General features: G+C 37.3%; 22 protein-coding genes. 2 read left to right on the forward strand and 20 right to left on the reverse strand.

All coding sequences use genetic code 11. From position 1 onward, the window contains the following. Positions 1 to 282: 282 nt before the first annotated feature. From ACVR1I_RS09660 to ACVR1I_RS09755, 20 genes are all read right to left on the reverse strand, one after another. Positions 283 to 756 (reverse strand): sigma-70 family RNA polymerase sigma factor, encoded by a 474-nt coding sequence (locus ACVR1I_RS09660; RefSeq protein ID WP_447443820.1) that lies wholly within the window; start codon positions 754 to 756, stop codon positions 283 to 285. A 109-nt stretch (positions 757 to 865) separates the two neighbouring features. After that, the gene (gene ftsH / locus ACVR1I_RS09665) at positions 866 to 2,827 is read right to left on the reverse strand and encodes an ATP-dependent zinc metalloprotease FtsH (protein ID WP_447443821.1); all 1,962 of its coding nucleotides are present in this window, start codon (positions 2,825 to 2,827) and stop codon (positions 866 to 868) included. A 19-nt stretch (positions 2,828 to 2,846) separates the two neighbouring features. After that, entirely contained in the window at positions 2,847 to 3,389 is a 543-nt protein-coding gene (gene hpt, locus ACVR1I_RS09670) for a hypoxanthine phosphoribosyltransferase (RefSeq protein ID WP_447443822.1), read from the reverse strand. A gap of 8 nt (positions 3,390 to 3,397) precedes the next feature. Then, on the reverse strand, positions 3,398 to 4,666 hold the full coding sequence (gene tilS / locus ACVR1I_RS09675) for a tRNA lysidine(34) synthetase TilS (protein ID WP_447443823.1): 1,269 nt from the start codon (positions 4,664 to 4,666) through the stop codon (positions 3,398 to 3,400). Further along, positions 4,663 to 5,943, reverse strand: a complete 1,281-nt coding sequence (locus ACVR1I_RS09680) for a serine hydrolase (RefSeq protein WP_447443824.1) — start codon at positions 5,941 to 5,943, stop codon at positions 4,663 to 4,665. Before ACVR1I_RS09680 ends, tilS begins: the two co-directional genes overlap by 4 nt. Positions 5,944 to 5,956: 13 nt before the next feature. After that, positions 5,957 to 6,067, reverse strand: coding sequence for an SP_0009 family protein (locus ACVR1I_RS09685; protein ID WP_447443825.1), 111 nt, complete (start codon positions 6,065 to 6,067; stop codon positions 5,957 to 5,959). Further along, the gene (locus tag ACVR1I_RS09690) at positions 6,064 to 6,435 is read right to left on the reverse strand and encodes an FtsB family cell division protein (protein WP_447443826.1); all 372 of its coding nucleotides are present in this window, start codon (positions 6,433 to 6,435) and stop codon (positions 6,064 to 6,066) included. Before ACVR1I_RS09690 ends, ACVR1I_RS09685 begins: the two co-directional genes overlap by 4 nt. Further along, positions 6,422 to 6,694: an RNA-binding S4 domain-containing protein gene (locus ACVR1I_RS09695; RefSeq protein WP_447443827.1), complete on the reverse strand. Its 273-nt coding sequence runs from the start codon at positions 6,692 to 6,694 to the stop codon at positions 6,422 to 6,424. Before ACVR1I_RS09695 ends, ACVR1I_RS09690 begins: the two co-directional genes overlap by 14 nt. Positions 6,695 to 6,790: 96 nt before the next feature. Further along, positions 6,791 to 7,390, reverse strand: a complete 600-nt coding sequence (locus ACVR1I_RS09700; protein WP_447443903.1) for a helix-turn-helix transcriptional regulator — start codon at positions 7,388 to 7,390, stop codon at positions 6,791 to 6,793. Between the two features lie 97 nt (positions 7,391 to 7,487). Then, the gene (gene mfd, locus ACVR1I_RS09705) at positions 7,488 to 10,994 is read right to left on the reverse strand and encodes a transcription-repair coupling factor (protein ID WP_447443828.1); all 3,507 of its coding nucleotides are present in this window, start codon (positions 10,992 to 10,994) and stop codon (positions 7,488 to 7,490) included. 1 nt (position 10,995) lies between these two features. After that, complete coding sequence (pth, locus tag ACVR1I_RS09710; protein ID WP_447443829.1) at positions 10,996 to 11,565, reverse strand: aminoacyl-tRNA hydrolase; 570 nt, start codon at positions 11,563 to 11,565, stop codon at positions 10,996 to 10,998. 70 nt (positions 11,566 to 11,635) lie between these two features. After that, complete coding sequence (gene ychF / locus ACVR1I_RS09715) at positions 11,636 to 12,754, reverse strand: redox-regulated ATPase YchF (protein WP_447443830.1); 1,119 nt, start codon at positions 12,752 to 12,754, stop codon at positions 11,636 to 11,638. A 77-nt stretch (positions 12,755 to 12,831) separates the two neighbouring features. Beyond that, positions 12,832 to 13,194, reverse strand: coding sequence for a helix-turn-helix domain-containing protein (locus ACVR1I_RS09720; RefSeq protein WP_447443831.1), 363 nt, complete (start codon positions 13,192 to 13,194; stop codon positions 12,832 to 12,834). 135 nt (positions 13,195 to 13,329) lie between these two features. Next, positions 13,330 to 14,043 carry a DUF554 domain-containing protein gene (locus tag ACVR1I_RS09725; RefSeq protein WP_447443832.1) on the reverse strand — a complete coding sequence of 238 codons (714 nt, stop codon included), beginning with the start codon at positions 14,041 to 14,043 and terminating at the stop codon, positions 13,330 to 13,332. Continuing rightward, entirely contained in the window at positions 14,040 to 14,249 is a 210-nt protein-coding gene (locus ACVR1I_RS09730; RefSeq protein ID WP_447443833.1) for a DUF951 domain-containing protein, read from the reverse strand. The genes ACVR1I_RS09725 and ACVR1I_RS09730 overlap by 4 nt, the downstream gene beginning before the upstream one ends. Before the next feature lie 8 nt (positions 14,250 to 14,257). Then, positions 14,258 to 15,130 (reverse strand): diacylglycerol/lipid kinase family protein, encoded by an 873-nt coding sequence (locus tag ACVR1I_RS09735; protein WP_447443834.1) that lies wholly within the window; start codon positions 15,128 to 15,130, stop codon positions 14,258 to 14,260. Positions 15,131 to 15,206: 76 nt separating this feature from the next. Beyond that, entirely contained in the window at positions 15,207 to 16,343 is a 1,137-nt protein-coding gene (gene dnaN / locus ACVR1I_RS09740) for a DNA polymerase III subunit beta (protein ID WP_447443835.1), read from the reverse strand. A gap of 152 nt (positions 16,344 to 16,495) precedes the next feature. Beyond that, positions 16,496 to 17,863, reverse strand: a complete 1,368-nt coding sequence (gene dnaA / locus ACVR1I_RS09745) for a chromosomal replication initiator protein DnaA (RefSeq protein ID WP_447443836.1) — start codon at positions 17,861 to 17,863, stop codon at positions 16,496 to 16,498. Positions 17,864 to 18,056: 193 nt separating this feature from the next. Beyond that, on the reverse strand, positions 18,057 to 18,827 hold the full coding sequence (locus ACVR1I_RS09750) for a ParB/RepB/Spo0J family partition protein (protein ID WP_447443837.1): 771 nt from the start codon (positions 18,825 to 18,827) through the stop codon (positions 18,057 to 18,059). Positions 18,828 to 18,894: 67 nt separating this feature from the next. Then, positions 18,895 to 20,076 (reverse strand): S1C family serine protease, encoded by a 1,182-nt coding sequence (locus ACVR1I_RS09755; RefSeq protein ID WP_447443838.1) that lies wholly within the window; start codon positions 20,074 to 20,076, stop codon positions 18,895 to 18,897. 181 nt (positions 20,077 to 20,257) lie between these two features. Between ACVR1I_RS09755 and rlmH the strand changes: the two genes are divergently transcribed. Then, positions 20,258 to 20,737 carry a 23S rRNA (pseudouridine(1915)-N(3))-methyltransferase RlmH gene (gene rlmH, locus ACVR1I_RS09760; RefSeq protein WP_447443839.1) on the forward strand — a complete coding sequence of 160 codons (480 nt, stop codon included), beginning with the start codon at positions 20,258 to 20,260 and terminating at the stop codon, positions 20,735 to 20,737. Between the two features lie 31 nt (positions 20,738 to 20,768). Then, the gene (locus ACVR1I_RS09765; RefSeq protein WP_447443840.1) at positions 20,769 to 21,446 is read left to right on the forward strand and encodes a YoaK family protein; all 678 of its coding nucleotides are present in this window, start codon (positions 20,769 to 20,771) and stop codon (positions 21,444 to 21,446) included. The last annotated feature ends 7 nt before the right edge of the window (positions 21,447 to 21,453 follow it).

Raw genomic sequence — 21,453 nt, forward strand, 5'->3', positions numbered from 1 at the left:
GTTTGTCCGGCTAAGCACTCTGGCTTATCCGTTTATTGTTTTTTTGTCATTGACGGACTTGTTAAACAAGTCCACCCTGCACGTTTGGTTCGTCTTCTTTAATTTTCAAAGGTCTTTCATGCCTCTTACGAGACAACTATCTTAGTATACCACCTTCATTTATTCTTGTCAATAACTTTTGCTTATCTTTTTTAAACTTTTTTTCTTATTATGTATACTACCATTTTATTACTAGGAAAAACTACTAAGGGAGTATGAACTCCCTTAGTTTCTTGTCCGTTTCTAATAGCTAAAATCCTTAAGATGACTTTGAAGACTCCGGCGCATCTTGCTTCGGCCGTTGAAACGTTCACCTTGGATGAATAACTGATATTGGGCGCGCTCTTCTTCGCTTAAACCAGATTCGTAACTCTGCATCCGCTCCCAGAACAGATACCGTTCGTCAAGCGTCAACCCCTTTTCGCCGATTAAATGACTTAACCCTCCAATTTCTTCGTGGGGCATCCGGTCAAACTTTCGCTTTTGGCTTTCTTGGTGTCGAATCTTATCATGGATATAATTCCGAAACTTAACTTTGAAATAACGATACAGATTATAGTCATCCTCTACTAAACCAGGAATGCTCAACAATAATTCATGAAGAATTAACATCCCTTCTTGGTCCCAATCCCTTACCTCCCAGCCTTTTATATAATATTCTCGACGTGTCTTGTGAACAATGCCAACTACCTTACCATAAACATCTAAAAATTCCATCCCTATACTCCTTTCTTGAATAAATAAAGTATAGTACCTTTAAAAAATTTCTTACAGGACATTTTTGACATCTATGATTTAAAAAACCCAAAGCAAAAGCTTTGGGAGATTAATCTAGTTTTTCACGTACTTCATCATAACTTAAGGCGTGCACTTCTTCTGCATCTAGTGTTTCTTCAGGCATTTTACCTGTTTCATATATTGATTTAATTTGAACACTGTCAAGAGTTTCAAATTTCAGAAGTGCTTCGGCGATTAATTTATGAGTTTCACGATTTTCTTGAATGATTTCTGCCGCTTTATTTCGTGCTTCATTTAATAAATCACGAACTTCATTGTCCAATTCAAAGGCTGTTTGTTCAGAAATATGTTTTTGAGTTGTATAACCACCAAACATAGCATGATTGCCTTCGTATTGCATTGGACCCATTTTTTCACTCATCCCATACTCAGCAACCATCGCTCTAGCCATTTGAGTTGCTTGTTCGAAATCGTTTGAAGCTCCCGTTGTCTGAACATTAAAGACAATTTCTTCTGCAACACGACCACCCATAAGACCTGCAAGGCGTTCCTTCATATCATCTTTTGAGATAATCATTTGATCCTCTTTTGGAAGAGCAATCATATAACCACCTGCACGGCCACGAGGAACAATTGTTACCTTATGTACATCAGCTGCATTGGATAAAACCAAACCAACAATCGTATGGCCTGCTTCGTGATAAGCAACAATTTCTCTTTGTTTTTGTGAAACCGCCTTGTCTTTTTTAGATGGGCCAGCAATCACACGGTCTTCTGCTTCATCGATATCTGATGCATCAATTTCTGTTTTGTTGCGACGCGCTGCTACTAGAGCTGCTTCATTTAAAACATTCTCCAAATCCGCACCCACAAAACCTGGTGTTTGTTGCGCAACCAATTTTAAATCTACATCTTTAGCCAATGGTTTATTTTTAGCATGGACTTTAAGAATAGCTTCACGGCCTTTTACATCGGGACGACCGACAAGAACTTTACGGTCAAAACGTCCTGGACGAAGAAGTGCAGGATCTAATACATCACTACGGTTTGTTGCAGCAATAACGATGATTCCTTCATTTCCTTCAAAACCATCCATTTCAATCAGGAGTTGGTTAAGGGTTTGTTCCCGCTCGTCGTTTCCACCACCCATTCCAACTCCACGTTGGCGACCAACAGCATCTATCTCGTCGATAAAGATAATAGCAGGCGCAGCTTTTTTAGCATCTTCAAACAAAGAACGTACACGACTAGCCCCAACACCAACAAACATCTCCACAAAATCTGATCCTGAAATGGAGAAGAATGGAACACCCGCTTCACCAGCAACAGCTTTAGCTAAAAGTGTTTTACCAGTTCCCGGAGGACCCTCGAGGAGAACACCTGCAGGAATGCGAGCACCTAAGGCTGTAAATCGTTTTGGATCTTTTAGGAACTCAACTACTTCAACTAGTTCTTGTTTTTCTTCCTCAGCACCTGCTACATCAGAAAAACGAACTTTGATATTGCTTTGTTCTAAAGCTTTGGCCTTGTTTCGACCAAAATTCATAGCTCCCTTGGCACCATTTCCACCTTGATTCATCATCATCATAAAGAAAAAGATGACGATTCCAAATGGAATAATATTCACTAGAAAACTAATCCATAATCCATTGGAACTTTCTGGTTTAACAGTAACTTTGGCCCTGCTTTCATCAGCTAATTTTTGAAGAGTTTCTAAACTAACTTCTGATGGCAATATAATAGTAGAAAACTGTGAATATTTTGTTGTATCTGAAACATTGAAGAGTTTTATACTAGAAGCAACTTCACTTTTTTCTTCTTTTGCTTTTTTGTATTGACCTGTAATTTCAATAATACTGCTATTTGGTTGATAAGTGATTTCTTTTACATTGTCATTTTTTAATTCTTTGATTAATTCACTGTAACTAATTTCTTGCGTCGCAACTTGGTTACTCGCAGAAAAAAATTGATAACCTGTAATCAACGTTGCTAGTAAAAGAATGATGAGAAAAGGATTTCGAACAAATCCTTTGTTGTTTTTATTGTTCATAATTATTTCATGGCCTTTTCTAATTTGAGTATACTTCTTCTTTTAATACTCCAACGTATGGTAAATTCCGGTAATTTTCGTTGTAATCCAATCCAAATCCAATCACAAATTCATTTGGAATGGTAAAACAAGTATAGTCCGCATCAATATCAACTACACGTCCTTCTGGTTTGTCTAGCAATGTTGCGATTTTGATAGAATTCGCTTTTCGAAGAGCAAATAATTCTTTTAATTCTTTTAAAGTACGACCTGTGTCAATGATGTCTTCAATGAACAGAACATCTCGTCCAGTTACATCTGCATCAATGTCTTTAATAATTTTTACCGTACCGCTGCTTTCTGTACCACCGTGGTAACTCGAAACAACCATAAATTCCAATTCTACTTGAGTATCGATGTGTTTCATTAATTCTGACATAAAAGGAATGGAGCCTTTTAAAATCCCTACAAGAAGTGGATTTTTACCCTGGTATTCCTCGGTTAATTTCTTTCCCAATTCTTTGCTTTTTGCTACAATTTCTTCTTCTGAAATGAGAATTTTTTTTACATCATTTTCCAACATAAGTGTTTTTACTCTTTCATTTTTATATATAAGATGTCACTCATTATATCATTTTTTAGTGATTTACTCAAATCACTTGTCACAATATTCGTGATTCCTAAAATTTTAAAATCTTGCTCAATTAAAATAGCTTTTTGCCGCATATCAGCAGGAATTTTCTCATCAATGAAAAACCGTCTCAGTTTTTTATTGATTCCATTTAATAAGATTTTATCCCCTGGTTTCCGATATCTTAAGATAATAGGAACTCTCTTCTTGCAATAAATTTTATAATCATGAGGGATTTCCGTATTTAAAGAAAAAATGGCATTGCCAAATTCAAGAATTTCGTCTGATTGTAACACATATTCTTCTTTTTCAACATCCGTCTGTGGACTTATTTTTTCAATGGAAAAACGCTGATAATTTTTTGAAAGAAAATAATCATTCTTTAAGTAGCCTTGGTAATTCGCTTTCTTTCTTAAAATAGTCAAAACTTGTTGCAGCTGATCTTTACTCAATTGCAGATCGGAAAATGACTCTAGATACTGTTGCAATAAAAAATACTGTACTTCTTTTGGTTGTGCTTGAAATTGTTGAATATTTGTGCAGTCAATTGCTTGTGTGAATGACTTTAATGCCGTTTTTAAAGAATGAATCTCCTCACCTAGAGACAATAGTTGTTTTCGGATTTGTGGATTTTCTTCTTCTAGAAGTGGTAAATAGTGATTTCGGATACGGTTTCGAAAATAGAAGGAAGAGTTATTACTGGTATCTTCAAAAAATCGACTGGCCTTCAATTCTTCTTTTTTAAATGATAACAGTGGACGAATCAATTCTCCAGGACCAAATTGCCTAACTGCTTTTATTCCGCGTAGATCAGTTAATCGATTTCCACGAATGATTCGCATCAGAATGGTTTCAGCTTGATCATCAGCATGATGGGCTGTTACCAAGGCCGTGTAGCGTTCTGATTCCATAATCGAAGTAAAAAAATCATATCGCACATCACGGGCTTTTTTTTCAGAAAAAACAGCTAACGAGTAAGAAGTCGTAAAGAAGGGGATTTGCTTTTGTTCAGCAAATTCCTGTAAAAAATGTTCTTCCGCATCCGATTCAGGTCTTTGTTTGTGGTTAACATGAGCGATGCCTATTTTAATCGATAATTCCTCTTGACAAGCTAGTAGGCATTCTAACAAAGCCATCGAATCTTGACCTGTGGATACAGCTACCAATACCTTTTGATGTTTATCAAAAAAGTGACCATCTCGTGCCACTTTTAAAAATTTTTGCTTCATTTTAATATACCATAAATCTCATTTGCAATTTGTGAAATCTGATCATAAGTTGAATGTTCGGTAAAGATAGACAAGATAAACGGTTGTTCAGCATAAACAAGTGCTACGTCGTGACGAAAATCATAGGCATCCCCTATTTTATGGGCAACAGGTACAGAAATATCACGAGCAATGCGCTGATTATCAAAATTCGTAGATTGCAAACTTTCCAATACATAACCATTTTGGTAATAAAGAGCTTCCATCATCAATCCAGCCATCTTAGAAGAAGCCATTCGATTAGACATATCCCATTTTTGACCGACTATTTCAGTTATTTCTTCATTGTACTTCTGGTCAAATTGATTCGTCAAATAATAAGCTAGTACATTAGTAGCAGCGTTGTCTGATTCTTTTGTTACACGATGGATAAGATTGTCAATTTGGTAGGTTTTATTATCTGCTTTTTTGACAAGACTGCCACTCCCTTCTGGGCCGTAGGCTCCTTTAAAATCATTAACTTTGTCAATATATTGTAAACCTTGTGTCAATTCAAATTGCCCGTTATTTAGTTTATTTTGAACAGCATACAGGACAGGTAACTTTGTAATACTAGCAGCATACATCTGACGATCTTGGTTTATCCCTGATTCTTTATTAGTTGACAACTGCTTGACATAAATAGAATATTGCTGTGACTGATACTTTTGATACAATAATTCTTGCACCGCTTCGATACGATTGTCTGTATCAGATAAATCAGTTGTGAGAATCCAACCATATCCTTCAATTTGAGCATATTCAGCAATTGGTGTTGTAACTACTTTGGATAGTGTAACAGCTTGGTAACTTTTTAAATTTGTCTTTTGTTCTTTTTGCTGATTCGCAAGTGGACTAGAATAAATTTTAAAACCTTTTTTTAACCATTTTTTTTGGTTTACAATCTCTTTACTTATAATGTGATCATCGTAAATCACATCTGGACTTGCCAAGATAAAACCTCTATCCTTTACAACAAAAACAAGCTTATTTTGATTATTTATAGAAACAGACTCAATCACAAATGGCTTATTTGGAGATAACTCTCCATTTTTTTGTGTCAACTCTTTGTCAAGAAACGTGTCAATTTTTTTATATAAATTTGGATTAGAGGGAAGTTTTGAAAAATGTGGTTCTGTTGTTTTAAAGTTTAACTGATAATTTTCAGTAGAACTAATAGCAAAATCAATCTCTGTGCTATCAACCTGTAAACTAGATAAGAAAAAAGGCATGAGTAAAACAAATAAACTTTTTTTCATTTTTCCCTCCTTTCTACTTTTCTTTTTCTATCCTAATTTCCTGATTTTTAACTGATAACTCTTCTAATTTTTCATCTGAAAAAGATAAAAATTTCTTAATCGTATCTAAAATATTTTCTGTCATTTTGGTAACAATCCTGGAATATTGTAAATCATTTCACCATCTTTTGAATACTGATACTTTGCTCGAATGTATTTTTTGATGTATTCTTCATCTTTTAATTTTGTTAAAAGAGAAGATTGTATTCGCTCTTGACGGCTTAATTCGTCATATTTTGCTTCTAGTTCAACGAGTTGTTCTTCTTTTTGTTTCAAGGTATTGTAACTTTCAACCAAATTATAGGTCGGTAAAATAAATAAAAACATGACCAATACAAGAATGAGGGCCATAAAGCGGTTTTTTTGTTTTACCTCATACTCCATCTGTCTTCTTTTACTGGCTTCATCTTGAATATAAGAATTATTCAACTGAAGAATCTTAGATTTTCTCATCTACTTCTACCCGTGTTTCACTTAAAATTTCAAACATTTTCGCAGCATCTTCTTTTTTGGTGCTATCTTTCATTTCCAAAACCTTAACCGTTAAGATTTTGTTTCCGAAACGGATTTCCACTTGGTCATTGGTTTTTAAATCGGTTGATGATTTGGCCAAAACACCATTAACCTTGATACGACCTTTGTCTGCAACTTCCTTTGCAACTGTCCGGCGTTTGATGATCCGGGACACTTTTAAATATTTATCTAATCTCATTTTTTCACCTCAAAATCTCTTCTATTTTATCATTTTTTTTGAAAAATAGCAGAGCTTTATACTGAAATCAAGCAAAAAAGCGGATTTTTCCGCTTTTTATTTCGTTGGAAATAAGAGTATGGTTATCCAAGCAATCACAGATACTAAGATAGCAAAAAGTAGGCTAAAAATCACAACAATCCAAGCTTTTTGATAAGGGTATTTCGATTTTTCTTCTATTTTTTCAATATCACTTAAGGTCTTTCCTGTTGAAATCGCTAGAATTTCTTTATAAGTCTGCGAATCGTATTTTTTCTTAAATTTTTCAATTCTAAGCGAAACATAGAGTGTTGGAAGAAATTGTAGGGCTATCAAAAAAATTCCTAATGTGTCTAAAAAGTAGAGTAAGGGAAAAGCTGTTGTTATTACACTAAGCATTCCAAATAACATGAGTTTAGAGTCTCTATCGAATTGAGCCAGTTCTTTGGCATCTGCCTTTAACGATTCTTTCATGATTTCGACATCTCCTTTGATTAGATTATCTAAGGAGACATCAAAATGGGTGGCTATCAAAAGTAGACTGTGAATATCTGGATAGGTTTTTCCACGCTCCCAATTGGAAATGGTTTGACGTGAAACATAGAGTTTTTCTGCCAGCTCTTCCTGCGATAACCTCCTTTCTGTTCTCAATGCAATCAGCCGATTTTGTAATTCCATCATGACGCCTCCTTGGTAATCTTAGTCTAAGGCTTTTTTCTTTAGTTTACCATACAAGGTCTTTGTCGTTAACATTTTATGGTGTCAAATGTCTTTGTCAGCCTTCCTGATTAGTCTTCCTCACCTTAATAGCCAATAATTGTTCCGCAAAGAGCATGAGTTCTTCTAAGATTTCAAAATTTTTGAGGCGTCTGGCATCGAAGATGACTTCCATTTTGTCATCATTTTCAGCAATTCGGGCCTTAAGATTGGTCTTAGACAAAGCTTCAAAGTAATCCTGTGTCAGGTAAAGCAAGCGGGCTGTAGCCTCAAACCTCACAGTAATGGTACCAGATTTGTTATCAACAACTTCCACAAAGGCTTGGTCCATATAGGATTTGAGGAGGCCAATTTCGATCAGATACGCTACCACATCAGGGTAATCGCCAAAGCGGTCAACCAACTCGTCCTGTAAAGCCATGTAATCGTCCCGATTGTCCATCTGACGAATGCGTTTGTAAATCTCAATTTTTTGGCGCTCATCGCTGATGTAATCACTCGGCAGATAGGCGTCAATTTGCATATTAAGTTCCGCATTGGAACGTTGACGTTCCTTGGTGACTCCTTGTTTTTGAGCAATCGCTTCTTCTAGCAACTGGCTGTACAGTTCAAAACCAACCGAGTCAATAAAACCAGATTGAGAAGCCCCCAAGATATTACCAGCGCCCCGGATAGAGAGGTCGCGCATGGCAATCTTGAAACCAGATCCGAGCTCTGTAAAGCCTTTAATAGCCTCCAAGCGCTTCTCAGCCACCTCAGTCAAACTCTTATCAAGGCGGTACATGAAGTAGGCATAGGCAATCCGATTGCTACGCCCTACACGGCCACGCAGTTGATACAAGGTTGATAGCCCCATATAATCCGCATTCTCAATAAAGAGGGTATTGGCATTTGGAATATCCACCCCTGTTTCAATGATAGTCGTCGTAACAAGGACATCATATTCCCCATTGATAAAGTCTAGAAGGGTATTTTCCAACATGACTTCACTCATCTGACCATGGACAAAACCAATCGTGGCCTCTGGCACCAATTCTTGGAGCTCTGCTACCTTTTGTTCAATCGTGTCAACACGGTTGTAAAGGTAAAATACCTGTCCCTCACGGTCTAGTTCCCGTAAAATCGCATCTCGAATCACCGCTGGATTGGTCTCCATAACATAGGTCTGAACAGGATAGCGGTTGGTCGGTGGCGTTTCAATAACGGACAGATCCCGAATTCCTAGCATAGACATGTGTAAAGTCCTAGGAATAGGAGTCGCTGTCAAGGTTAGAACATCCACCTTGGTTTTCAGAGTCTTCAGCTTTTCCTTATGCTTAACGCCAAAACGCTGCTCCTCATCAATAACGATCAAGCCTAAATCGTTAAAGACAACGTCCTCAGACAAGAGGCGGTGGGTCCCGATAATGATGTCAATTTGGCCTTTTTTCAATTTTTCAATGGTCTTGGTTTGCTCAGCCTTACTTCTAAAACGGCTGAGAACATCGACGTTGACAGGGAAGTCAAGAAAACGAGACAAAAAGTTGGTATAATGCTGCTGGGCAAGGACCGTTGTGGGGACAAGGATTGCGACTTGCTTGCCATCGTTGACAGCTTTAAAGGCTGCCCGCATGGCCACTTCGGTCTTCCCAAAGCCAACATCCCCCACCAAGAGACGATCCATAGGTTGTTTGGCTTCCATGTCCTTTTTGATTTCCTTAATGGACTGGAGTTGGTCATCGGTCTCCACATAGCTAAAAGCCTCATCAAATTCGACTTGATTGGCATCATCTGCTGAAAAAGCATGGCCTTCTAACTGACTGCGTTCGGCATAAAGTTTAATCAAGTCCTCTGCAATATCTTCTACCTGCTTTTGAACCTTTGACTTGGTCTTTTGGAACCGCCCATCATTAAGCTTATTGATTTTGGGTTCTTTACCATCACTAGCGACATATTTGGACAGGAGTTCAATCTGGTCAACAGGTAAGGAAATCCGATCTGAATTCTGGTATTGAATGGTCAAGTAATCCCTGTGGATACCCGATACCACAATGGTTTCAATCCCTAAATATTGTCCAATACCATGGACATGATGGACCACATAATCCCCTTTTTCCAGTTCAGAGTAGTCCTTGAGCTTTTCAGCATTGCTGATATTGGCTCGGCGTGTCCGTCTTTTGACCTTCTTATGGAAAATCTCATGGCTGGTAATGAGGGCAATCTTTTCATCCATGAAATTAAAACCAGAAGATAGATGGCCTAAGACCAATTGGGCCTCTCCAACTTCAATGGCATCTTCTTGGACAATCGGCAAGTCAATGTCGTAGTCCTGTAAGGTTTTCTGGAGATTTTGTAAACCTTGCTCAGACTCTGACTGGAGTAATACCGTGTAGCCAGATTTGCCAAATCGTCTTAATTCATCTGCTAGCAGTGGAATTTGACTAAAAAACTCCTGCATCTTGTGTTGGTTAAATTGGTGGAGCTGATCAAACTGAAGATTCCCCAAACCTTTTTGAAAGGGGGAGAAAAAACTAGCGGGCTTGTGCTGTCGCAATTGAGAGTAGATAGAAGCAAAATAAACCTGATCAGGAAGTGTTTTACTATTTTGTAAATTACTTGTCAAGTAGTCTGCAATTTCCACTTCAAACCGGGCATGACTGTCTTGAATTCTGTGAAAATCATCAAAAAAGATCGAGCTTGCTGCTGGCAAATAATCCAGAAGGGTCCACTCTTTCTCATAGAGGTAACTTAGGAACTGACGGATTTGTTCGTGACGTTTTTCATGCTTTAATTCAGAGACGACTTCTTCCAAATATGATTTCAAGACTGTGTTGTCAGAATCGTCAATTTTACTTGACAGTATATTGACAACTCGTTGATAATCTTCTGTACAAGTCAGGATGTCTGTTGCTGGTGTAATGGTAACAGACTCTAAACTGTCAATTGATGTTTGGTTGACACTATCAAAACTACGGATACTGTCAATCTCATCTCCAAAGAATTCGATGCGATAGGGATGGTCTTGCCCGAAACAATAGATATCTAAGATGTCCCCACGCAGGCTAAATTCACCAGGTGTTAACACCCGCTCTTCTTTTTTGTAACCCATATTGTGCAGGTCTTTTAAGAGCTTTTCAAGAGCTACTTCGACGCCAATCCCCCAATTAAAGAGATGATCTTTGTAGTCTTTGGGATTGGGTAAGAGTAATCGCGTCGCCTGTATACTGGCAATCACAATTCCTGATTGATCCTTGTCTTGTAAAAAATTCAAGGTCCGTACGCGGGATTGGACCTTTTCATCAGAGGCAAAGACAAATTCAGCTACTGCTGCATCATCTGCAAAGAAATGGTAGACCTGATCGATTCCTAATAAGCCTTCTAAGTCTGCTGCTAGTTTTTCAGCTTCATTGTTATTGGCTGTCACGACCAAGATTTTTTGATTTGGAAATTCTTCTAATGCAGTTGACATCACCAGAGCCTTTGAGGATTCAGACAGCCCCATGAGCAGTTGGCGGTGGTTTTGATTGAGATGGCTAAGCCAGCTATTGACCGTTTTATTTTGACTGATTAGTTCTTTTACATTCATACTAGCCACTGTACCGTTGTGTCATTTTGGTAAAATCACCCTCTTGTAAATAAAAGTTGACAGCATTGTCAACCCTGTCAAGGGCATTTAAAATCGCAATATAATCGTCGTTTTCAAATTTTGTCAGGACATGGTGATGGACAGGCACACCATTTTTAGGACGGCCAATGCCAATCTTAACCCGGTCAAATTCCTGAGTTCCAAGATGGGCAATAATGGATTTAATCCCGTTGTGTCCTCCTGCAGAGCCCTTTTGACGAAAGCGTACCTTTCCAACTTCCATGTCCAAATCATCATAAACAATGATGACATCTTCAATATCAAGGCCAAAATAGGTGACAAGGGCATGAACAGCCTCGCCAGATTTATTCATAAAAGTAGTTGGCTTGACCAAAAATATTTTCTCCCCATTGAGACGGGTCGTGGCGATTTCAGCCTTAAAGACCTTATCTTCTGTAAAGGTTTCATTGGCTGTTTTGGCTAATTTATCCACCAGCATAAAGCCGACATTGTGTCTGGTTTCATGGTATTTGGAGCCTGGGTTACCGAGGCCTACGATCATTTTTGTCATCTTTTCTCCTTGTCTCTAAACGCCAAAAGGACTGGAAAAACTTTCCAGCCTTATGGTCTTTTCATCTTTCTTATACGTTAAAGCGGAATTCCATGATGTCGCCATCTTGTACGACATATTCTTTTCCTTCTTCCCGGAGGCGTCCAGCTTCTTTGACAGCCTTCTCGCTACCATAGGTCATTAAATCATCGTAAGACATGGTCACAGCACGGATAAAGCCTTTTTCAAAGTCCGAATGGATAATCCCAGCAGCTTGAGGAGCCTTGATACCGCGTTTGAAGGTCCAAGCGCGGACTTCTTTTTCACCTGCTGTAAAGTAAGTCCCCAAACCTAGTAAATGGTAGGCTGCACGGGTTAACTTATCCACACCAGATTCTGTCAAACCGATTGCTTCAAGGAATTCTTGGCGTTCTTCCTCTTCTTCCAATTCGGAAATCTCTTCTTCTGCACGCGCTGAAATCACTACAACTTCTGCGTTTTCGGTCGCTGCAAACTCACGGATTTGCTTTACGTAGTCGATTTCATCTGGCTCAGACACCTTGTCTTCATCGACATTGGCCACGTAAAGGACTGGCTTGGTCGTCAAGAGGAAGAGTTGTTTGACGACACGTTGCTCTTCTTCTGTAAAGTCGATGGTACGAGCTGATTTGCCATCTTCAAGGACAGGCTTGATTTTTTGAAGGACGTTAAATTCTGCTACAGAGTCCTTGTCTTTTTGAGTACGGGCCATTTTTTCAACACGCGCATAGCGTTTGTTGACTGAATCAAGGTCTGCCAGAATCAATTCCAAATTAATGGTGTCAATATCTGCCAAAGGATCCACAAAGGCATCATCACGGCCTTGCTCCCGCATGACATTTTCATCATCAAAGGCACGCACCACATGGACAATGGCATCCACTTCACGGATATTGGCCAAGAACTTATTTCCAAGACCTTCCCCTTTAGAAGCCCCCTTTACAATCCCAGCAATATCTGTAAATTCAAAGGTTGTCGGAACAGTCTTTTTAGGGGTAATCAACTCTGTCAACTTGGTCAAGCGCTCATCTGGAACTTCTACCATACCAACGTTTGGGTCAATGGTTGCAAAAGGATAGTTGGCAGCTTCTGCTCCTGCCTTGGTAATTGCATTAAATAGGGTTGATTTACCAACGTTTGGTAAACCGACGATACCTGCTGTTAAAGCCATGTCTTATCTCCGTTTTCAAAATTTCAATCATGACTATTATAGCAGAAAAAAATGAAAAAAACTTGTCTAATGACAAGTTAATTGAAATAGGCCATAATAAAATGAGCTCCTAAAAAAATAATAGCAATGAAAATCAAAACAATAGTATCTCCTTTTGAAAGGGGACGTTTGGATTCTTCACTTAAGTATTCCCAGGCATTCATTGGTTTTTCAATTTTCTCTACCACTTTCACTTGCGGCAGTTTTCCTGTGACCAATTCATCCAGGCTTACTTCTAGGATTTCAGCTAATTTCACCACATTTTCCAAATCAGGACTTGCTTCTCCGTTTTCCCACTTAGAGATTGCTTGACGGGAGATATAAAGTTGTTCTGCTAGGAATTCTTGCGAGAATTGTTTTTCTGCCCTTAATTTTTTTAACTGTTCTGCAAATGGTAACATAGCTCAAACCGCCTTTCTTTTTTCTAATTTCATGATAGCTTAATTTCTAGTTGACAACAAGCACTTTTTTTGGCAACACCTGGTTGCGCAATCGACTCAAATCGTTGATAGAGAGGTATTTTCAGGTTGCGGTGATTAGAAGGGTAAAAAAGCATAGGCAACCGCAATTAGGATAGCTGGTAGGCTATTGGCCACCTTAATTCCCTTGTCAAAGACCAGATTGAGTCCGACACAAAAAATAAGGACATTGCCCACCAAGGACAGGTTGGATAGGGCCTGGTCCGTCATGAGAGGCGAGAGAACCCCTGCAAGTAAGGTCACACTGCCTTGTAACAAAACCAAGGGTACCGAAGCAAACAGGCTCCCTTTTCCTTTAGCCGTCGTCACCAAAAGGACAATCATAAAATCCAAAATAGCCTTGGCTGCAAGGATACTGTAATCCCCCGTTAGCCCTTCTGTAATGGCACCAACGATGGCCATAGCTCCAATGCAAATGGTCAAAGAAGTTGTCAAAAAAGCATCGATAAATTGACTATCCTGGTCATTTTGACTGATATTTTTCAGCCAGTTTCCCAAGCGTTCAAAAACTCCTTCAATATTGAGCAACTCTCCAATCAAGGTTCCAAGCATAATACTGACAATCAACATCATCACCCCTTGCGTAGCAAGGCCTGTTTCTGATAAGGTTAGAAACTCTGCCATGGTCCCACCAATACCTAAAAAGAGAACAGAGACCCCTGTCATGGTCATCAGAGACGTTTGGGTATCTGGTTTTAACCCTTTTCCTAAAAGGAGGCCAAAACCACCTCCTAAGAGAACGCCAAGGGCATTTAAGAATGTTCCTATCATGATAGTGGTGTTTCCTCAAGGACTTTCTTCATCTTTTTTTCAAAATCATGGCGACTCATCATGACCACATGGTCGCAGTTGGTGCATTTGATTTTAATATCTGCCCCTAGTCGCGTAATTTTCCAACAATTAGCCTTTTTACCTGTCGCCTTGATGGTGCAGGCATGGGGCTTTCTCATTTCTACCAGACTTCCTAATGCGTACATATTTTACCTCATTTGTATATTTTTCGTTGGTGAGAGCGAATGCTCGTTTCTTTCAAAATCTGACTCTCTCCATCAACTTGTATCACTTGCTCTTTCTCAAATAAAATTCGCAGCAACATCCCTTGGCTATGTTCCAAATAGGGAGATTCTTCATGTCGTTTAAAGACTAAATCAAGCAAGGAAAGAATTTTTTGCAAGAAAGAACCATAAGAAATCGTGACCAAATCATGATGGCTTTTTTTAGGAGTAGCTGTTGGCCAAATCAAAATACCACCACCAAAATAAGCACTGTTTGCTACCGATAAGAAAAACAGATTGTGGTAGTGTTTTGTTCGACCATCTTGCTCAATTTGGACTGAAAAACGAATGTTTTTAAAAAGGGTCACGATTGAAAAAACAAGATAAGTCAATTTTCCAAGTTTTAAGAAATTTAACCACCTTTTAAGAGAAGAATTTTCAGAATAGGCAATAACCTGAGCAGCAAAACCAGCATCTAGGCTATTGATAATAATCCCTTGTTCGTATTCTAATAAGGTTATTTCCTCTGTTTTATTCTGTTTAAGAGCGGAAATTGTTTGTTCTGTATTCAACTGCAAAAAGCGAGCAAAATCATTTCCTGATCCAGCAGGAAGATAAGCAAAAGGAATCGTTTTAGGAAGAGAATCTAAAACAGTTGAAAGAGTCCCATCTCCTCCAATAATAACCAATTGGTCTCTTTCTTGCCGAAATGTTTGTAAAAGAGATTTTACTTGATTTTTCTCGTCACCTTTGCAGCATGTTTTAAAAATACGTGTTTCTGAAAAATGTGGAAGAAGTTGCTCCATGATTTGATTGGCACTGCGACTTCCTGCATTTGGATTTGCTAATATATAAAGTACCATACACATTTGATTATACCATAGCCCATGTCTACTAGGACAAAAAAAGAAATGAGATTTTTTCTCACTTCTTTTGGGTTTAATTTGTCCGAACTGGAGTAATCAACTGAATAAATTCTTGTTCTTCTGTATTTGGTACCAGAGTAAATGGACGAATTGGAGAGATAAAACTAATCATTACTTGTTCCTGTCCAACAGCTTTTAAAGCGTCAATCAAATAAGTTGGATTAAAACTAATTACCAAATCTTCACCAGAAACAGATAAGGTATCCAGTTCTTCATGGACACGTCCTACTTCAGGAGAGTGAACGTGAGCTGATACAAGTCCGTTTTGAATTTCTAATTTGACCGTTCCATTTTGTGTGGCATTGGATAACAAACGAGCACGTTCCATGGCATGACGAAGATTTGCTGTATCGAATACAACACTCGTATTGCTCTCTTTTGGTAAAAGACGATCAGTATCTGGATAAGTTCCTTCTAACAAGCGTGTATAGAAGCTAATATCCTCACTTCTAAATAACAGTTGATTATTAGAAAAGAAAACTTCAACGGTTTCAATATCATCTGAAAAGACAGAGCTAAATTCTTTTAAGGAGCGACTTGGAATCACTACATCAAAGTTATCTCCTGATTTTTCTAGGGTAATGGTCCGTTGGCTCATGCGATGCGAATCCGTTGCAACGGTTTTTAAATGATTATTTTCAGATAGAACAAAGTGTACGCCAGTTAAAATTGGGCGACTTTCTTGTGTACTAGCTGCAAAAGCAGTTTCATTGATGATGTCTTTTAATACTTTTGTTTCTAAAAGAAGTGGTTTTGAAGTAGGAACTTCTTGAAGACGAGGATATTGCTCAGCTTCTTTCCCTTTTAAGGTAATCTCAGATTTGCCACTGGTCAACACAACTTGTTTTTGTTCAATTTCTTTTAAATCTAAGACAATATCTGGCAGACTAGAGACAACATTGATAAAGAAGTTTGCTTCTAATAAGATAGATCCTGTTGAAGAAATCAACAAACCTGCATTTTCATCTTCAACAGAGATAAAGTTTTCAATTGAAATTTGTCCGTTTGATCCAGTAAAAGTAATACCTTCTCTTGTTACCTCGATTTTGATAGTAGATAAAACAGGAATTGCATTTTTATGGCTAATGGCACGTTTGGTTGTGTTTAAGGCTTGGAGAAAACTAGCCTTGTTGATGGAAATATGAATCATGGATTCTCCTTTATATTTAATTTTATAAGGTTAATAGTAATAGTAGTATCTGTGTATTCTGTGGAAAAGTCAATAAAAACTTAGAGTGATAAGAAAATCGCCTTGTTCACAACTTGTGGAAAATTCTCTTCTTTTTTAGGAACTTATCCACATTATCGAATATTGTTTCGAATAGTCGTTAATTCAATTTCAAGATTTTCATCATCCATCAGCATGGTTTTTATTTTATTATGTGCATGCATAACAGTTGTGTGGTCACGGTTTCCAAATTCTTTTCCGATTTTTGGAAGAGAATTATCAGTTAACTCACGCGCTAAGTACATGGCCACTTGTCGCGCGTGGACGATGTTTTGAACGCGTTTGGCGCCTTTAATTTCTTTTACGCTGATACCATAGAAATTCCCTACTTCTGTCTGGATTTTATCAATGGAAACAAGTGTCGTCTGTGGATTTGTTTGTTTGCGAGAGCGAATGGCTTCAGCTGCAACATCAACTGTAATCTCTGTTAGTTTTTTCATGGTCGCAATTAGATGAATATCTTTTAGAGCGCCCTCTAAATCACGAACATTGGAGTGAAATTGTCCTGCCAAGTAAGCTAGTGTTTGATCATCAAAACTATAAGGATATTGTTCACATTTATTGCGTAAGATAGCAATCCGTGTTTCTAAATCAGGAGGTGTGATTTCAGTCGTTAAGCCCCATTTGAAACGGGTAACTAAACGTTCTTCTAAATTATCAAGAAAATCAGGGTTTCGATCACTTGTTAAGACAATCTGTTTTTTCTTATCAAAAAGAGTATTAAAAGTATGAAAGAATTCTTCCTGGGTAGAAGCCTTATTTTTGAGATATTGAATGTCATCAATTAACAATAAATCAAGATTCCGATAGGTTTTTTTAAAAGTATCCATATCGTTAAGGCGCAAGTGTTCTAGAAATTCATTGATAAAGGTTTCGGAGGAGACATATTTAATTTGTGCTCTCGGATTTTCTTCCAAGACCTTATTTCCAATAGCATTTAGGAGGTGTGTTTTTCCTAAACCTGGACCGCCAAAAACAAATAAAGGATTGTAGAGTTCTCCAAGGTTGTCTGAGGCAGCAAGTGCGGCTGCTTTTGCCCATTGGTTATTGTCTCCTTGTACAAAATTAGAAAAGGTATATTGTGGTTTGATATCTGAGTTAGAAGAGAAAGCAAGAGGGATAGGATTTTCACTAACGGTAGTTGAGATCAATTGCTCTTGTTGGATTTTGAAATTTTCGTTACTGCTTGGTTGATCTAGTTGAAATTGATATTCTGCAGTTAATTGTTCATTGAAAATTTCAAAACCAGCTGTTAGAAGAACACTTTTTAAATTTTCTTCCCAAAATAATTTCTTAAAAGGACTATCTAAAAAGATAATGGCCTTATTTTCTTTAACCTCAATCAATTTGGCATCTGCCACAAAAAAATCATAGGCAGATTGTTTTAGCGTTCCTTGTGCTAATTCGAGTACTCTTTGCCAAAAGAGTCTGTCTTTCTCCATTTGATAGTTCCTCCTTTCATCTATTTTTGTTTTATCATTTTATCATAAAAAAGAAAAGTTTTCCACAAGAATAAAAACTTTTCCACATTGTTAAAGAGAGTTTTCCACAAAATGTGTACAATATTTTTCCGCCTTACTCTCTCTAGCTATTTTTAAAAAATCTTCTGTTTATAAGTCTGTTAAAAAAATAAACTTATTCACCTAATTTTTTTAAGTTGTTGATAATTCTTTCTTCCTCTTTGAAGTTTGAAAATCGAATGGTAATGGTCCCATCTCCATTTTTCGATTCTTTGATTGATACAGATGTTCCAAATAATTGACTCAATGTCTTTTCTTCTGTTTGAAGAAACAGATTTTTTTGTTTTTCTTTTTTTGGTCTTTTTTCCTGCAACATTTTTTCTAAGGAACGAACACTGAGTTCTTTTTCTTGGATTGTTTTTGTCCAATATTCTTGTTCTTCTTCCGAATAAGGGATTAATAACCGAGCGTGTCCTTGAGATAAAAGCTGATTTTCGATTGCTTTTTTTGTAGAATTTGCTAATTGCAACAGACGGATGCTATTTGTGATGTAGGGCCGTGATTTTCCCATAATCGTTGCAATCCGTTCGTGAGTCAATCCTTTTTCCAATAATTTCTTATAAGACAGTGCTTCTTCAATCGGATTTAAATCAGAACGTTGCAGATTTTCAATGATGGATTGTTGCATCATTTCATCATCAGATAAGTCCTTGATGATAGCTGGAACAGTTGTTAATTGAGCAATCTGAGCAGCACGCCATCTTCTTTCACCCGCTAATAATTCATAGCCAATAACACTAGATTTACGAACAATCAAGGGTTGAATCAAGCCATTTTCTTTTATGGATTGGGCTAATTCTTCTAATTTTATCTGATCAAAGGTTAATCGTGGTTGGTAGGGATTGGGGGTAATATCTGTAATTGCAATATATTTGAGTTCTTCCATAGGCTTATTCTAGCAAAAAAAATCCAACTTTACAATGTTGTAAAGTTGGATTGACAGAAATAGAATACTAAGATAAATCTTCTGTTGAGTGGGTTAGTTTGATGCTAATGTTCTCTTCTTTTCCGTTTCTGATAATGGTAACGTCTATTGTGTCACCAATATTATTTTTGTAGAGAGCACTCTGTAAATCACTTTTTGTTTCAATAGGTGTGTCATCGATCTTTGTAATAATATCATAGCGTTTTAATTTTCCATCTGCTGGTAAACCAGATTGAGTGGAGGTGATGAGGACACCTGATTTGACATTTGTTTCTTGTAAACCAACTCTCTCTAATTGACTGGTTGATAGACTGGCAACATCAACCATTTGAATACCAAGAGCAGGGCGAATGACTTTTCCAGTTTTTTCTAATTGATTGATAATAGCAACAGCATCGTTAGAAGGAATAGCAAATCCCATACCTTCCACAGCAACTCTTGAAGTAGTGCTGATAGACGTTATTTTGCTAGAGGTAATGCCGATAACTTGTCCTTGGATATTAATCAGCGGACCACCCGAATTACCAGGATTGATAGCTGTGTCTGTTTGAATGGCATTTGTTGAGACAGTTTGTCCATCTTCAGCTTTAGATGTAACTGTTCGACTCAGGCTTGAGACAATTCCTTGTGTAACAGAGTTTGCATAGATAGAACCAAGGGGGCTACCAATTGCAATCGCAATTTCTCCGACATTAATTGAATCAGAATTGGCAAATTCAGCAACGGTTGTCACCTTATCTGATTTGATTTTTAAAACAGCAATATCTGAATAAGTATCTGAACCAACCAATTCAGCAGCTACTTTTTCTCCAGACGATAATTGAATATCAACTTCAACAGCACCTGCAATAACGTGGGTATTGGTCACAATATAAGCAGATTGATTGTCTTTTTTGTAAATAACACCTGATCCCTCACCAGCTACTTCTAACTCATCTGATTGACTCTCGCTATTTCCAAAAATAGACTGAATCTGGCTGGTTGGTTTTTGATAGTTGATAACAGAAACAACAGCATCTTGGATTTTTTTGACTGCTTCAGTTGTGGATGTTTGGTTATCATAGGTAACCTGACTAATACTGGCTTGGTTACTTAAAGTTGTTGATGGGTTGGTAGTTGAAGATTGTAAAAAAGGTGAAACAAGCGTTCCAATGATACCACCAATAAAACCAATAACAAGAATCATAGAAATTTTTAGAAATTTTTTCATGAAACACACTCCTTCTATTTTCCTATATTCTACATACTCTTTCTTAATTATAACTTAAAATTTTCAAAAAACAATCCACAAACTGTGGATAACTTTTTATAAATTGTGTAAATCCCTTTGTTTCCAATAAAAGAAATCATTTATTTTTCTGTGCTACTTGTGGATATGGTACAATAGTTTTATGAAAATAAAAGTCATCACAGTTGGAAAATTAAAAGAAAAGTATTTAAAAGATGGGATTGCTGAATATAGTAAGAGGCTGTCTCGTTTTACAAAATTGGAAATGGTTGAACTTCCAGATGAAAAAACACCAGATAATGCTTCTGATGTAGAAAATCAACGAATATTAGAAAAAGAAGGAAATCGTATTTTATCCAAAATCAGTGATCGAGAATTTGTCATTGTTTTGGCCATTGAAGGAGAACAATTCCCTTCAGAAACATTTTCTAAGATAATAGAAGAAACGACGATAAAAGGGTATTCAGATATTGTATTTGTGATTGGGGGAAGTTTAGGTCTCTCGCCTGATGTGAAAAAAAGAGCTAATCGATTAATGAGTTTTGGGAAATTAACTCTCCCTCATCAGTTAATGAAATTGGTATTAATGGAGCAAATCTACCGCTCATTTATGATTTTACAAGGAAGTCCTTACCATAAGTAGTTTCACGTGAAACAAATGGAGTTTATAGTTTATGTCGAGTAAAAAACATTACCGTATTTTTGAAGGTTTTCGTATTGCTGCGGTATTGACGTTTATTAGTGGTTTTTTAAATGCTTTTACGTTTGTAACCCAAGGTGGGAGATTTGCAGGTATTCAGTCAGGAAATGTCTTATTATTAGCTCACTATTTGGCCTTAGGAAATGGGGAGCAAATGTTCAATTTTACAATCCCGATTGTATCATTCGTGTGTGGGCAATTTTTTACTTATCGTATCCGCAAATGGTTTGAACATAGCCCTTATCCATGGCATTTTAGTAGTAGTCTTATGATGACTATTTTGTTGCTAGCAGCCATTATTTTAACTCCGATTTTTGCAAATAACCTTACGATTGCCATTTTAGCTTTTGTTTCATCAATTCAGATTGAAACATTTAGAAGGATTCGTGGAAATGCCTATGCCAACGTCATGATGACAGGAAATGTTAAGAATGCTGCTTATTTATGGTACATGGGAGTAGTTGAAAAAGATCCAATTTTAAAAGAAAAAGGACAACATATTTTTATTATTATCCTTAGTTTTATGGTTGGTGTCTTTATTGCAACCAGATTGTCTTTAGTATTTGGAGAGTATGCCCTTATATTTGTTCTTATTCCGATGATGATTGTCAATCTTCAACTTTGGTATGAAAAAAAACTAGGCATTGCCTAGTTTTTTA

Source organism: Streptococcus cameli (assembly GCF_053207365.1).

Bases quoted from the DNA above. Each gene is read 5' to 3' on its own strand.
- ACVR1I_RS09660 (WP_447443820.1), bottom strand. From the start codon at position 756: ATGGAATTTTTAGATGTTTATGGTAAGGTAGTTGGCATTGTTCACAAG.
- ftsH (WP_447443821.1), bottom strand. From the start codon at position 2,827: ATGAACAATAAAAACAACAAAGGATTTGTTCGAAATCCTTTTCTCATC.
- hpt (WP_447443822.1), bottom strand. From the start codon at position 3,389: ATGTTGGAAAATGATGTAAAAAAAATTCTCATTTCAGAAGAAGAAATT.
- tilS (WP_447443823.1), bottom strand. From the start codon at position 4,666: ATGAAGCAAAAATTTTTAAAAGTGGCACGAGATGGTCACTTTTTTGAT.
- ACVR1I_RS09680 (WP_447443824.1), bottom strand. From the start codon at position 5,943: ATGAAAAAAAGTTTATTTGTTTTACTCATGCCTTTTTTCTTATCTAGT.
- ACVR1I_RS09685 (WP_447443825.1), bottom strand. From the start codon at position 6,067: ATGACAGAAAATATTTTAGATACGATTAAGAAATTTTTATCTTTTTCA.
- ACVR1I_RS09690 (WP_447443826.1), bottom strand. From the start codon at position 6,435: ATGAGAAAATCTAAGATTCTTCAGTTGAATAATTCTTATATTCAAGAT.
- ACVR1I_RS09695 (WP_447443827.1), bottom strand. From the start codon at position 6,694: ATGAGATTAGATAAATATTTAAAAGTGTCCCGGATCATCAAACGCCGG.
- ACVR1I_RS09700 (WP_447443903.1), bottom strand. From the start codon at position 7,390: ATGGAATTACAAAATCGGCTGATTGCATTGAGAACAGAAAGGAGGTTA.
- mfd (WP_447443828.1), bottom strand. From the start codon at position 10,994: ATGAATGTAAAAGAACTAATCAGTCAAAATAAAACGGTCAATAGCTGG.
- pth (WP_447443829.1), bottom strand. From the start codon at position 11,565: ATGACAAAAATGATCGTAGGCCTCGGTAACCCAGGCTCCAAATACCAT.
- ychF (WP_447443830.1), bottom strand. From the start codon at position 12,754: ATGGCTTTAACAGCAGGTATCGTCGGTTTACCAAACGTTGGTAAATCA.
- ACVR1I_RS09720 (WP_447443831.1), bottom strand. From the start codon at position 13,194: ATGTTACCATTTGCAGAACAGTTAAAAAAATTAAGGGCAGAAAAACAA.
- ACVR1I_RS09725 (WP_447443832.1), bottom strand. From the start codon at position 14,043: ATGATAGGAACATTCTTAAATGCCCTTGGCGTTCTCTTAGGAGGTGGT.
- ACVR1I_RS09730 (WP_447443833.1), bottom strand. From the start codon at position 14,249: ATGTACGCATTAGGAAGTCTGGTAGAAATGAGAAAGCCCCATGCCTGC.
- ACVR1I_RS09735 (WP_447443834.1), bottom strand. From the start codon at position 15,130: ATGGTACTTTATATATTAGCAAATCCAAATGCAGGAAGTCGCAGTGCC.
- dnaN (WP_447443835.1), bottom strand. From the start codon at position 16,343: ATGATTCATATTTCCATCAACAAGGCTAGTTTTCTCCAAGCCTTAAAC.
- dnaA (WP_447443836.1), bottom strand. From the start codon at position 17,863: ATGGAGAAAGACAGACTCTTTTGGCAAAGAGTACTCGAATTAGCACAA.
- ACVR1I_RS09750 (WP_447443837.1), bottom strand. From the start codon at position 18,827: ATGGAAGAACTCAAATATATTGCAATTACAGATATTACCCCCAATCCC.
- ACVR1I_RS09755 (WP_447443838.1), bottom strand. From the start codon at position 20,076: ATGAAAAAATTTCTAAAAATTTCTATGATTCTTGTTATTGGTTTTATT.
- rlmH (WP_447443839.1), top strand. From the start codon at position 20,258: ATGAAAATAAAAGTCATCACAGTTGGAAAATTAAAAGAAAAGTATTTA.
- ACVR1I_RS09765 (WP_447443840.1), top strand. From the start codon at position 20,769: ATGTCGAGTAAAAAACATTACCGTATTTTTGAAGGTTTTCGTATTGCT.